General features: G+C 43.7%; 16 protein-coding genes. 7 read left to right on the top strand and 9 right to left on the bottom strand.

What is annotated here, in order from left to right:
* Positions 1-113: 113 nt before the first annotated feature.
* The 9 genes from MHM98_RS08390 to MHM98_RS08350 form a co-directional block, all read right to left on the bottom strand.
* A complete protein-coding gene (locus tag MHM98_RS08390) occupies positions 114-1,373 on the bottom strand; it encodes an MFS transporter (protein ID WP_239438804.1) in 1,260 nt (419 codons plus the stop codon).
* Positions 1,374-1,491: 118 nt separating this feature from the next.
* Entirely contained in the window at positions 1,492-1,779 is a 288-nt protein-coding gene (hpf, locus tag MHM98_RS08385; RefSeq protein WP_239438803.1) for a ribosome hibernation promoting factor, read from the bottom strand.
* A 24-nt stretch (positions 1,780-1,803) separates the two neighbouring features.
* Entirely contained in the window at positions 1,804-3,297 is a 1,494-nt protein-coding gene (locus tag MHM98_RS08380) for an RNA polymerase factor sigma-54 (RefSeq protein WP_239438802.1), read from the bottom strand.
* A 43-nt stretch (positions 3,298-3,340) separates the two neighbouring features.
* Entirely contained in the window at positions 3,341-4,066 is a 726-nt protein-coding gene (gene lptB, locus MHM98_RS08375) for an LPS export ABC transporter ATP-binding protein (protein ID WP_239438801.1), read from the bottom strand.
* The gene (gene lptA / locus MHM98_RS08370) at positions 4,067-4,609 is read right to left on the bottom strand and encodes a lipopolysaccharide transport periplasmic protein LptA (RefSeq protein WP_239438800.1); all 543 of its coding nucleotides are present in this window, start codon (positions 4,607-4,609) and stop codon (positions 4,067-4,069) included. It lies immediately after the preceding gene.
* Positions 4,590-5,150 carry an LPS export ABC transporter periplasmic protein LptC gene (gene lptC, locus MHM98_RS08365; RefSeq protein WP_239438799.1) on the bottom strand — a complete coding sequence of 187 codons (561 nt, stop codon included), beginning with the start codon at positions 5,148-5,150 and terminating at the stop codon, positions 4,590-4,592. Before lptC ends, lptA begins: the two co-directional genes overlap by 20 nt.
* The gene (kdsC, locus tag MHM98_RS08360) at positions 5,147-5,701 is read right to left on the bottom strand and encodes a 3-deoxy-manno-octulosonate-8-phosphatase KdsC (protein WP_239438798.1); all 555 of its coding nucleotides are present in this window, start codon (positions 5,699-5,701) and stop codon (positions 5,147-5,149) included. The genes lptC and kdsC overlap by 4 nt, the downstream gene beginning before the upstream one ends.
* Entirely contained in the window at positions 5,701-6,672 is a 972-nt protein-coding gene (locus MHM98_RS08355) for a KpsF/GutQ family sugar-phosphate isomerase (protein ID WP_239438797.1), read from the bottom strand. Before MHM98_RS08355 ends, kdsC begins: the two co-directional genes overlap by 1 nt.
* 12 nt (positions 6,673-6,684) lie before the next feature.
* Entirely contained in the window at positions 6,685-7,659 is a 975-nt protein-coding gene (locus MHM98_RS08350; protein ID WP_239438796.1) for a calcium/sodium antiporter, read from the bottom strand.
* A gap of 397 nt (positions 7,660-8,056) precedes the next feature.
* On the opposite strand from MHM98_RS08350, the gene MHM98_RS08345 reads away from it, so the two are divergent.
* From MHM98_RS08345 to murA, 7 genes are all read left to right on the top strand, one after another.
* Positions 8,057-8,830: an ATP-binding cassette domain-containing protein gene (locus tag MHM98_RS08345; RefSeq protein WP_239438919.1), complete on the top strand. Its 774-nt coding sequence runs from the start codon at positions 8,057-8,059 to the stop codon at positions 8,828-8,830.
* Positions 8,820-9,599 (top strand): lipid asymmetry maintenance ABC transporter permease subunit MlaE, encoded by a 780-nt coding sequence (gene mlaE / locus MHM98_RS08340; protein WP_239438795.1) that lies wholly within the window; start codon positions 8,820-8,822, stop codon positions 9,597-9,599. Before MHM98_RS08345 ends, mlaE begins: the two co-directional genes overlap by 11 nt.
* A 63-nt stretch (positions 9,600-9,662) precedes the next feature.
* Positions 9,663-10,127, top strand: a complete 465-nt coding sequence (gene mlaD, locus MHM98_RS08335) for an outer membrane lipid asymmetry maintenance protein MlaD (RefSeq protein WP_239438918.1) — start codon at positions 9,663-9,665, stop codon at positions 10,125-10,127.
* 10 nt (positions 10,128-10,137) lie between these two features.
* On the top strand, positions 10,138-10,794 hold the full coding sequence (locus tag MHM98_RS08330) for an ABC transporter substrate-binding protein (protein WP_239438794.1): 657 nt from the start codon (positions 10,138-10,140) through the stop codon (positions 10,792-10,794).
* Positions 10,794-11,087, top strand: a complete 294-nt coding sequence (locus tag MHM98_RS08325) for an STAS domain-containing protein (protein WP_239438793.1) — start codon at positions 10,794-10,796, stop codon at positions 11,085-11,087. The genes MHM98_RS08330 and MHM98_RS08325 overlap by 1 nt, the downstream gene beginning before the upstream one ends.
* A gap of 40 nt (positions 11,088-11,127) precedes the next feature.
* Positions 11,128-11,385: a BolA family protein gene (locus MHM98_RS08320; protein WP_239438792.1), complete on the top strand. Its 258-nt coding sequence runs from the start codon at positions 11,128-11,130 to the stop codon at positions 11,383-11,385.
* Between the two features lie 9 nt (positions 11,386-11,394).
* Positions 11,395-12,654 carry a UDP-N-acetylglucosamine 1-carboxyvinyltransferase gene (murA, locus tag MHM98_RS08315; protein WP_239438791.1) on the top strand — a complete coding sequence of 420 codons (1,260 nt, stop codon included), beginning with the start codon at positions 11,395-11,397 and terminating at the stop codon, positions 12,652-12,654.
* Positions 12,655-12,687: the final 33 nt, after the last annotated feature.

Raw genomic sequence — 12,687 nt, 5'->3', positions numbered from 1 at the left:
TTCTTACAACTGAAATTTGTTGTTGCTTCTATAAAGGAGCAACACCAAATTTCAGATAGCGCAGTGATTCTTGCGCTAAGAGGAACAAAGATAAAGTCATTAAAAATGATGTTCTATTGAGAATTTCCGTTACAGGTCGTCTTACTTAAAAACAGTGAGCTTACTAAACCTATTACAGATATCGCTGCCATCACTATAAACAATTGGTTGAATCCTGCTGTGCCTGGGGATGCATCTAGAATGCGTCCAGCGATAGGTGCGAAGAAAATATCTGGCGTGTAGCCCACCACTGAGATGATCCCCACTGCTGTGCCTGTGATGGCGCCGCTGATTTTAGATTCTGCTAAAAGTGCGAAGTAGACGGCGCGAACGGCAAATACTAAAACGAAGGTAATGAAGATATTAGCTTGCAGTAACCAAGACTCGCCTAATGGAATGAAACTTAAGTAAGCGGCGATTGCCAGTGCAAATATAATGCTGATGAGTTTACTTGGCTGTAATCGGTCGGCTAACAAACCTGCGCCAATGGCGACTAGAGGTCTTACAAAAGAGGCGTTAGATACTAGTTGCGCCGAAGCTACATCATCCATATTCAGCACCTGAGTCGCATAAAGGCCAAAGTAATCGATGCTCTTATAAGCGCAGTAGGCACTGAGTACGATCAGTGCTTGGCTAATGATACTTGGCTGTTTGATGACATCGAGAATAGTTTTTTTAATACTTCTATGCTCTGAGCTAGTAGCTGGGGTAAAGGGTATCATGATATATACCAGCGCCGCCGCTGCCAGTGTCAAGGTTGTATAGAAGGCGATAACGTATACTAAGGCCGCTTGTTTGTCCGCTAACGAGACTAATCCCGCTTCGCTAGGTAGATTGTAATTAAGGATGAGTACACTTACCGTAGCCATGGCTGCTGCCACTAAACCGCGCCCACCATCGAGAATCCCAAAGGCGATGCCTTGTGTGTTTTCGCCGCCCCACAAGCGAGTGATCTTTATCATAGCTGCCCAAAACAGCAGTATTGTGGTTACGCCCCAATAGCCGAATAGTATTGTTAATCCTAGTACTGATGGTATTTGCATTAGATAGAAGCCACCTAATGCAGTGGCTACTAGTGAAATAGTCATTAAGTTTTTAGCGGAAAAACGGTCGGCGATTGCGCCGCCGGGGAAATAAGCAATCATTGCCATAATGCCGTATAAACCGAAGATGTCGCCTAACTGGGTGTTAGAGAGCTCGAATACTTCTAACAGCGTTGGTCTGAAGAATCGCGCAATATGAAAAGGTAAGCTGAAAATGATTTCGCCTGCGAAGACGATAGCAAAGATGATGATAAAACGGTGAACCGGGGATATGTATTGCTGAGTATTCATGAATATTTACACATTTTTATCATTGTGAGCCCATCATAGTGCTGAAAGCGGCAAAGCAAGACGAAGGTTTGGACATTAAAAAGGCCCATAAAATGGGCCTTTAGAATCGAATTGTAAATTAGTGACGTTGTAGTTTTTCTTTGTGTTTGATCACTTGTCGGTCTAATTTGCTCACCATGGAATCGATGGCGGCGTACATATCTTCGTGAGATGACTGAGCGAAGACTTCACCGCCGTTGAGATGAAGGGTTGCTTCGGCTATTTGTTGGAGCTTTTCTACATTCAAAACGACGTGCACGTTATTGATGTGCTCAAAGTGTCGCTCAAGCTTGCTAAATTTACTGTGTACGTATTCGTGAAGAGATTCGGTAATTTCTACGTGATGACCAGATAAATTAATTTGCATAAAGTGTATCCTCCGTAATAGAGCTTACAACAAGCTCTTTCTTTGATTGGACGGTGGGATAGATAGCGCGTCGCGGTATTTTGCAATAGTACGTCTAGCTACTTTGATCCCTTGTTCCGCTAACAAATCTACAATTTTGCTATCGCTCAATGGCTTTTTAGGATTTTCCGCTGCCACCAGTTTTTTGATGATAGCGCGAATGGCGGTGGATGAGCATTCGCCACCATTCTCCGTACTTACATGACTAGAGAAGAAGTATTTAAGTTCAAAAATACCGCGTGGAGTGTGCATGTATTTTTGAGTGGTGACACGAGAAATGGTTGATTCGTGCATTTCTACTGCTTCGGCCACGTCATTTAATACTAGCGGCTTCATGGCTTCTTCGCCATATTCAAAGAAGCCGCGTTGCTGCATAACGATACAGTTGGCTACTTTTAGCAGTGTTTCGTTGCGGCTTTCGATGCTTTTAATAAACCATTTTGCTTCTTGTAAATGACCGCGAATAAACTGGCTGTCACCACTGGTTTTGCTGGTTTTAGACAGCGCCGCATATTGCTCGTTGACGCGAATCTTCGGCATACAATCTGGATTGAGTTCGACTTTCCAGCGCCCTTTTACTTTTTTCACAGAAACATCTGGGATGACGTATTCTTCTTTTTCTTTAACAACCGTTGTGCCCGGATGCGGGTTCAAGGTTTGAATTAGCTTGATGGCGTTGCCAAGCTGTAATTCTTTGAGCTTGGTTTTGCGGGCTAAGGTGCGGTAATCTCGTAGTGCCAGCATTTCCATGTAGTTTTCGACCAGCATAATGGCTTCGTCGCGCCATTCGGTGTCATCTGGCATGTGCTTGAGCTGAATAGCCAAACATTCGCTTGGAGTGCGTGCTGCTACGCCGATAGGATCGAAGTGTTGAACGCGTTTTAAAACCGCTTCTACTTCGTCTAGTTCAATTTCAGGATCTGACATTGCTTGTAGAATGTCTTCACAATCTTGTGTGAGGTAACCTGTTTCTTCAATGGCATCGATAATGGCAAAAGCGATAGCGCGATCGGTATCTGAAAATGGCGTTAGGTTAGCTTGCCACATTAGATGGTCTTGTAGATTTTCAGTGGTTTCACCTTGATAGACAAAATCGCTATCTGGGCCAGGAGTTGAAGATGAAACTGGCGCCGCTGGACCTGAAGATATGTAATCGTCCCAAGTGGTGTCAGTTGGTAATTCATCTGACACGCTGTTTTGATCAAGGGCTTCTGAGGTATCTATTGAGCTGGCATCGGATGGCGCTTCAAAATCGTCGTTGTTGTTGAACTCCTCTGATTTTTGTTCGCTTGTTGATGCGTCGGCTTTGTCGTTTGATTCAAAGTTTTCTTCTACTTCAAGTAACGGATTTGAGTCGAGTGCTTCTTGTATCTCTTGTTGCAGGTCGAGCGTTGATAGTTGCAATAAGCGAATTGCTTGTTGCAACTGAGGGGTCATAGTGAGTGACTGACCTAATTTTAACTGTAATGACGCTTTCATCTATATCCGTTATTGTTTTTCTTACTGTGACAGCTGCCTACTACTATAATCTGAATTGCTCACCTAAATAAACATCTCTTACAGTTTGATTGGCTAATATTTCATCGGGCTTGCCTTGGGCAATCATTTCGCCATGAGAAACGATATAAGCAAACTCACACACATCAAGGGTTTCACGTACATTGTGGTCGGTAATTAATACGCCGAGACCACGGTTCTTTAATTGCTCGATTATTTGTTTTATGTCAATTACCGAGATGGGATCGACGCCTGCAAATGGCTCATCGAGTAAAATGAACTCGGGATCAGCGGCAAGGGCGCGGGCGATTTCGACGCGGCGACGCTCGCCACCAGAGAGTGCCATCCCTAAACTGTCACGAATGTGTTGAATGTGAAACTCATCGAGTAAGCTCTCTAGCTTTTCTAGGCGCTGTTTCTTGTTGAGATCTTTGCGGGTTTGCAAGATCGCCATAATATTGTCAAAGACAGTGAGCTTGCGAAAGATTGACGACTCTTGCGGCAGATAACCGATGCCTTGGCGCGCACGCAAATGCATTGGCATCAACGTCATATCGGTATCGCCAATAGTCACTTGGCCGTTGTCGCTTGGTACAAGTCCAACAACCATGTAAAAGGTCGTTGTTTTACCGGCGCCATTAGGACCGAGTAGGCCAACGATTTGGCCTTTGGATACTTCTAAACTGACGTCTTTTACAACCTGACGGCCAGAGTAATTTTTTGCTAGATGTGAAGCGCTGAGTTTGCTCATTTATTCTTTTTCGTCTTTTTTAGGCTGCTTGTCTTCTTTAGGCTGCGGCTCTTCTTTAGGCTGTAGCACCGTAGTCACTTGTTCGTCGTTTTTTGGGTTGCCGTCGGCATTGAGAATACGTTTTTCAATATCGTAGTTGATGGCGTCGCCACTCACTGTATTCTCGCCCCATTTTACTGAAACGCTTTTTGACATTTTGATAAGATTTTTGGCGCGTTCAAATCGGATGTCTTTGGCTTGGGCAGAGATCTTCGCGCCATCATCCATCGTTTGCGAGAAGCTCGCTGGCTTGCCACTAAACACCATGACTTCTTCGCCGCGGCGGCCGTGATTGTACACTTCAAGGTAGTCGGCGCTGATATTGATTGAGCCTTGTGTAATACGTACATTGCCTTTGTAGATGGCAATGTTTCTACCTATATCGATATTTTGATTGTCGGCACTAATTTCCGCTTTTTTGGTTAAATCGTCTGTTAACGCGTGCACATTGGTTTGTGTTAACACACCAACTAACAATAGGGCACTAAGGCGTAATAGTTTCATAGGTTGCCTGTATATCTTTAATTAATTCAAATTGTCGCAGATTGAGATCTGCTTTTAAGCCAATTCCGGTGGCGTTGTATTGTGTTCCTTCAATAATAATCTTTTTGTCACTAGTGACTTGCATCGTCGTTAAATTAACCTCCAAATAAGAGGTTTTAATTTGCTTCAACGATTGCTCTGGATCTGTTGAGCTAATGATGACATTGTCATTGAGTATCACGCGATCGTTTTGATCGAATACGCCGTTATCTGCATCGATCTTCCAATGGGGAGCACCATTTTTAGGATAAATAACATAACTTGGCTTAACAAAGGTCGTCACGCTATCGTCATAGTATTCCATTTTTTCGGCTTTCACTAATGACTCGAGTGCGCCTTGTTCGTCAAAGCGTCTTAGTGTCATGTCTTTGGCTGTAAAATCTGGCAAATAAACATCTTGTGCTGGCGTTTGTTTTTCTTCAGTTACCGACCAAAACGGGTTGTAGAAAAACAGCGCACAAGAGGCAAAGAAAAGCCCGATTAATACAATAATTCTCGTCATACACTCATGCCTTCGGCATTTTCCAATTGGCCATTACTCGCCAATATTAAATCACTTAACTCACGCACTGCGCCAAAGCCACCCGGTGTGAACGTGGTGTAATCACAGTCGTTGAGCAATAAAGGATGGGCATCATTTACTGCGACACCTAAACCGCAATCATCCATCACGATTTTATCGACAACATCGTCGCCAATGTAGGCCACTTGGGCTGGCGTTAAGTTCAATTTAGTTAGCAGCTCTTGGTAGGCGGCGAATTTGTCACTTTGGCCTTGGTAGATGTATTTAACGCCAAGGCCCGTCATGCGATTTTCAACAATCTTTGATTTACGACCCGTGATAATAGCCACTTCAATGCCTGCGTTGAGTAATGATTTTACGCCAAAACCGTCTTTGGTGTGGAAGGCTTTAAGCTCTTCACCATCATTGCCCATGTAGACACGGCCATCTGAAAACACGCCATCTACGTCGCAAATCAGTAACTTAATTTGCTGCGCCTTAATCCAAGCTGACTCGTTAATGGTGCCGTAAATAGTTTCGACTTGCTTCACTACATTACTCCCGCTCGAACCATATCTAGCATGTTTAATGCGCCGACAGGCTTGTCATTTTCTAACACGAAAAAGCCGTTAATATTGCATTCTTCCATGGTTTTTAGTGCAGAAGCTGCCAAGACGTTTTCAGTTAGAACTGTTGGGTTTTCAGTCATGACTTGCGCAATGCTAGTCGTGTGAAAATCGATGCGTTGATCGAGTGTGCGGCGTAAATCACCGTCGGTGAATATGCCGATAAACTTACCTTGTTCGTCTACGACACCTGTCATACCGAGGCCTTTTTCTGAAATTTCTACTAGTGCGTGACTGACGCTGGTATCAGTTTTAACTAGTGGTAATTCATCGCCTGTGTGGGCTATGTCCATAACGCGGAGTAGTAATTTCTTGCCGAGCGCGCCACCGGGGTGAGATAGCGCAAAATCATCGGCGGTAAATCCTTTAGCTTGCAGTAGCGCAACGGCAAGGGCATCCCCCATTGCTAGGGTTGCTGTGGTGCTTGAGGTAGGCGCAAGGCCTAATGGACAAGCTTCTTTCGAAACCGAGATACACAGATGAATCTGGGCGAGTTTTGCCATCGCTGACTGCGGGTTGCCTGTCATCGAGATAACTGGTGTGCCTACGCGCTCAATCACTGGAAACAAGGTAAGAATTTCTGCTGAGGTACCTGAATTGGAAATGGCTAACACGACATCATCTTGGCTGATCATGCCAAGATCGCCATGGCTAGCTTCACTAGGGTGAACAAAAAACGATGACGTACCTGTGCTGGCTAATGTCGCGGCAATTTTGTTGGCAATATGGCCTGACTTGCCCATGCCCATCACTATCACTTTGCCCTTGCAGTCTAGTATCAACTGACACGCCTGTGCGAAGGCTTCGTCGACGTATTGAGTGACTTCGTTGAGTGCGGCGATTTCAGTTTCTATAACTGATTTTCCCCACTGACATAGTTCTTGCGCTGTAGCCATAAAAATCTCTCGTTAACCAAATAGTAAAAATTGATAAGCGATGAATATGGCAAATAAGATACCACCTTCAAGTCGAGTAATTTTACGCTTACCAAAAAGATGCCAGCTCATTAAGAATAATAACGCAGTAAGGCCGACAACCATGTATAAATCGCGAGTTGCCGCTTCTGGATCGAATCCACCTGGGTTAAACAGTGCTGGCATTGCCAATACGGCGAGAATGTTGAAAATGTTTGAACCTACGACGTTACCAAGCGCAAGGTCGTGTTCATTGTTTTTGATACTGGCAATTGACGCGGCGAGTTCTGGCAAGCTGGTGCCAATTGCGATAATAGTTAAGCCAATAATGAGTTCAGATAAACCAAAGTAGCGGGCAATGTCGCTAGCGCCTTCTACGACATAATGGGAAGCGACAGGCAGCATTACCATGCCTAAAATCACCCAAAATGCAGCCATCGCATTTGATACGCCTTCTGGGACATCTTCTTGGGCTTCTTCTAGCAGTGGATCTTTATGTTTTTTATCACGTAGCGTTAACCAACACAGGCCACCAATGGTCGTGAAAAATAAGATGATTAACACTAAGCCTTCAGTAAAGGTTAAGGTTTGGTCCCACAGCATGTAGGCCGCGATTAATGTGACAAGCAGTAGAATAGGTAGTTCGCGTTTAAGCAGCTGTGAATGAACAACCAAGGGCTGCAGTAATACGGTTATACCAAGGACCAATGCAATATTGGTTATGTTAGAACCCAGCGCATTACCTATTGCAGTATTGCTGTTGCCATCCATTGCTGAGGTAAAGGCGACCATGATTTCCGGCGCTGACGATCCCATTGCTACTATGGTTAAACCAATGATTAGTGGCGGTAAACCGAAGTTACGGGCTACTGCTGCTGCGCCGTATACAAATTTATCGGCACTCCAGATTAATCCGACGAGACCAGCAAGTAAGATGGCAAAACTACTGCCTAATTCAGGGAATGTCATGGGGAGAAGGTAGTCCTCAGCGTATAAAGCAGTAATTGTCCCTATTTAGTTGCTAAAAATAAAGTATAAAAACAGGTTATTTTGCGATAACTCAGATAATAACGAACAAATAACGGCGGGTTAAAGTCATTTTACAATCTGTGACAATTAAATAATTATCATTTTATGCGAATTATTTAAAATTTTTGCGGTCGTAGACCGTGTCCGACATAGGATATAATCAACATTCATTGTACCCTTGTTGGAAAATCGATTAAAATTCTTGAGATTAGCACTGCTCATTCATTGCATTTGTCTATACTCTCGTGAATTAACAGCAAGTAATAGGCAAAAATACCGCGTCATTAAGGACAATACACTTTTGAATCAAACAGATAATATAATCGAAATATCTGCGATGAACTTTAGTCGTGAAGATAGAGTGATTTATAACGATATTAATCTTTCTGTGCCCCGTGGCAAAGTAACGGCCATTATGGGGCCGAGTGGGATAGGGAAAACCACGCTGCTACGCCTTATCGGTGGACAAATTAAACCGAGTTCTGGCTCAATTAAGTTTAACGACCAGGAGTTAGTGGGCATCGATCGCAAAGCGCTTTACAAGGTGCGCCGCAAGATGGGCATGTTATTCCAATCTGGTGCATTATTCACCGAGCTTAGTGTGTTCGATAATGTGGCGTTTCCAATTCGTGAGCACACTGATTTACCAGAATCAATTATCCGCAAAGTCGTGTTAATGAAACTCGAAGCCGTGGGTTTACGTGGTGCAGCTAATTTGTTCCCGTCAGAGCTGTCTGGTGGTATGGCAAGACGAGCAGCGTTAGCGCGAAGCATCGCATTGGATCCTGATTTAATCATGTATGATGAGCCATTTACTGGCCAAGATCCTATTTCAATGGGTGTTATCGTTCGCCTGATTAAAGAGTTAAACGATGCCTTAGGCGTGACTTCAATTGTGGTCTCTCACGATGTTGATGAAGTACTAAGTATCGCCGATTACGTTTACATCATCGCTAATAAAACGGTTATTGCTCATGGCACGCCAGAGCAGTTGCGCGGTGAAACGTCTCCTCAGGTTGTTCAGTTTATGCAGGGTAACCCAGATGGCCCAGTGCCTTTCCATTTTCCAAGTGAAGATTATAAGAAGGATTTGCTAAATCATGTTACTTAACACTATTGCAAATCTAGGCCGCAATGGTTTGTCTACCATTGCCGGATTAGGCCGCGCAGGGGCGATGTTATTTGGCGCCTTAAAACCGTCGGGGCGCGGATTTAAAATATTACCTTTATTAATTAAGCAGCTTTATGTTGTTGGTGTGCAATCACTAATTATTATTGTGGTATCAGGCCTCTTTATTGGCATGGTGTTATCACTGCAAGGCTACACCATTCTTGTGGGCTATGGCGCAGAGCAAAGCTTAGGGCAAATGGTTTCTTTGTCGTTACTTAGAGAGCTCGGTCCTGTAGTTTCCGCGTTGCTATTTGCTGGTCGAGCAGGTTCTGCGTTAACTGCTGAAATTGGCTTGATGAAAGCAACGGAGCAGCTTAGCTCGCTTGAGATGATGGCAATAGATCCACTGCATCAAATAGTTGCGCCGCGTTTTTGGGCGGGCGTGATTAGCCTACCTTTACTAGCGGCGATTTTCTCGGCGGTGGGTATTTTAGGTGGCCACTTAGTTGGTGTTGATTGGTTAGGTGTTGACAGTGGCGCATTTTGGTCGGTGATGCAATCGTCGGTTGAATGGGGCGAAGATATCGTTAACGGCGGTATCAAGAGTATTATTTTCGCTATCGTTGTAACGTGGATTGCCTTACACAAAGGGTATGACGCGGTGCCAACTTCGGAAGGTATTAGCGCGGCAACCACATCAACTGTAGTTCAATCGAGTTTAGCAATTTTAGGTTTAGATTTTGTATTAACCGCAGTCATGTTCGGTTAATCACAGTTAAGTATATTGGCCATCGCGCCAAAGTTAGTTTGCCATTGACGGCGCAAGGAAAAAATAATGAGTAGAAAAATAGAATTATTAGTGGGCGCATTTTTATTTGCAGGCATTGCTGCGATATTGATGTTGGGCTTGAAAGTAGCAGATAGTCAGTTGGGCGGTAGTTCAGAGAGCTACCAGCTCGTTGCTAAATTTAGCAATATTGGTGGTCTAAAAGTTCGTTCTTCAGTGAAGGTTGGCGGTGTTGTGGTTGGCCGCGTTTCATCGATTAGCCTTGATGATGATTTCTCACCTAAGGTAGTGATGGAAATTGACACGAAGTTTAACCAGTTTCCTGATTCTAGCTCGGTAGCCATTCTAACTTCTGGTTTGTTGGGTGAGCAGTTTGTTGGCTTAACACCGGGTTTTGTTGACGAAGAAACAGAAATCTTAGCTGACGGTGATGTCATTGAAGATACTCGCTCAGCCATGGTATTAGAAGATTTAATCGGCCAGTTCCTATACGGCAACAGTGAAGACTAGGAGAAAGATTATGAAAGCATTATTTACCAAGTTAAGTGCATTGTTGCTTACTGCTGTATTCGCTTTTGGCAGTGCCAATGCTGCCGAAATAGAACTATTTGACATGAAAGATCCTCATGCGCTGATCAAAAACGTGTCAGAAAAAACTTTTGCGCGCTTTAGAGCTGACCGCGAGCTAATCGACAAAGATCTAAACCATTTAAAAGTCATTGTCGAAGAAGAGTTGATGCCTTATATCAATGATAAACGTGCTGCGGGCATGGTGTTGGGCAATAAGCACTATAAGAAAGCGCGTAAAGACAAAAAATTTAGCGCTTTTCGCGCGGCATTTCGCGATTACTTAATTCTGACTTACGCTAATGTTTTTACACTCTATGACAATCAAAAGATTGTTTATGAGCCGGCAAAAGCAGTAGAGGGGAAAGTTGCCACAGTTAAAGTAACTATCGTTGATGCACAGCGTCCTCCAGTTGATATTGATTTTAAGTTGCGTAAAAACAAAAAAACAGGTGATTGGAAAGCCTATGACATGGTTGCTGAAAGCATCAGCATGGTATCAACGAAAGCAAAAGAATTTGATGCCATCATTAATAAGAAAGGCATCGATTACTTGATTAATCAGCTTAACAAAAAGGCAGCTGAATCAGTTGAAGCTAAGGCGAAATAATGACAGTTGAATGGCAATCAGCTGGAGATAATAAAGTGGTGTTGACTGGTAAATTGTCGCAGTCGACAGTTCCTTCATTAATTCCTATTAAAAAGTATCTACAGCAGTATAATGACCAGCTTTATATCGACTTAGGGCAATTAACGAAAGTCGACAGTGCGGGACTCGCTTACCTTGTGGAATTACAGCAATACTGTCATCACAAGGGGATTTCATTGCAATATGAAGGCGCGACACCAGCGCTAGAAAAGTTAGTCGCGCTGTATAATGCCGAATCATTACTGGCAAATTAGGTTTTGCGGTTAAGTAGAGAATTTAAGTTTAGAGGTTGTAATGGAAATTGAAGAAATCAAAGCGCTGATTGAAGCGCAGCTAACGTTAGACGAATTACACGTTAAAGGTGAAAACGGTCATTACCAAGTAATTGCTGTATCAGAAATGTTTGAAGGCATGAGCCGCGTAAAACAGCAACAAGCTATTTATGCACCGCTTAACGAAGTTATTGCATCTGGCGCTTTACATGCCGTACAAATCAAAGCATTCACTCCTGAAAAATGGCAGCGTGAGCAGCTGTTAAATCCTCTAAATTAAGGTTCGTTCGTGCAAAAACTGAAAATTACCGCTGTTGATAGCTTGCAAGGTGACGTAACTATCTCAGGCGCGAAAAATGCGGCGTTACCTATTTTGATGGCAACGATTTTAGCCACGGGCGATACGACTATTACTAATGTTCCTGAGTTAAACGATATCCGTACGACAGGTAAAGTTCTAGAGAGCTTAGGCGCAAAAGTTGTTTTCGAAAACAACGAATTTAAGGTAAATGCCTGCGGTATTAATCAATACTGTGCACCTTATGATTTAGTAAAAACAATGCGTGCGTCGATTTTGGTATTGGGCCCATTATTAGCGCGCTTTGGCGAAGCCGATGTTTCTCTACCTGGTGGTTGTGCAATCGGTGCTAGACCAGTAAATCTGCACTTGCAGGGCCTCAAGCAAATGGGCGCGGAAATTAGTGTTGATAACGGTTATATCAAAGCACGTGTCGATGGTCGTTTAAAAGGCGCTACCATCTTTATGGATATGGTGAGTGTCGGCGCCACTGAAAACCTTATGATGGCGGCTGCGCTTGCACAAGGAACTACGGTTCTTGAAAACAGTGCCCGTGAGCCTGAAATTGTTGATTTAGCGAATTACTTAATTGCGATGGGCGCCAAAATTTCTGGAGCAGGTACAGATACTATCACTATAAAAGGTGTTGATGAGCTTAAGGCGACTCAGTACAGTGTGATGCCTGATCGTATCGAGACTGGTACCTTCCTAGTCGCTGGCGCAATTACTCGCGGCAAAATCCGTTGTTTGAATGCTGATGCAAGTTCATTGGAACCAGTGATTGCCAAGCTTGAAGAAGCTGGTGCAGACATTGAAGTTGGCGACGATTGGATTAGCCTTGATATGCACGGAAAACAGCCGAAAGCGGTTAATATTAAAACAGCGCCACACCCAGCATTTCCAACGGATATGCAAGCGCAGTTTTGTGTACTCAATGCACTAGCTGATGGCAGTGCTAATGTCGTTGAAACGATTTTTGAAAATCGCTTTATGCACGTGCCTGAATTGCAGCGTATGGGAGCGACAATCGAGTTAGAAGGCAATATGGCTATTTGTCATGGTAAGTCTCGTTTGAGTGGCGCACAGGTGATGGCAACCGATTTACGCGCCTCAGCGAGTTTGGTGATTGCAGGTTTAGTGAGTGATGGTGAGACGGTAGTTGATCGCATTTATCACATAGATCGCGGTTACGAAAAGATTGAAGAAAAGCTCAATGGTTTAGGTGCAAATATTTTGCGTTTAGCTGAGTAGTTTTCTCATCAGAGATTAGATTCTGAAAACGCC

The sequence above is a fragment of the Psychrobium sp. MM17-31 genome, from assembly GCF_022347785.1.
In the GTDB taxonomy this organism is placed as follows: Bacteria; Pseudomonadota; Gammaproteobacteria; order Enterobacterales; family Psychrobiaceae; genus Psychrobium.
This window is presented reverse-complemented; position numbering and strand designations above follow the sequence as displayed.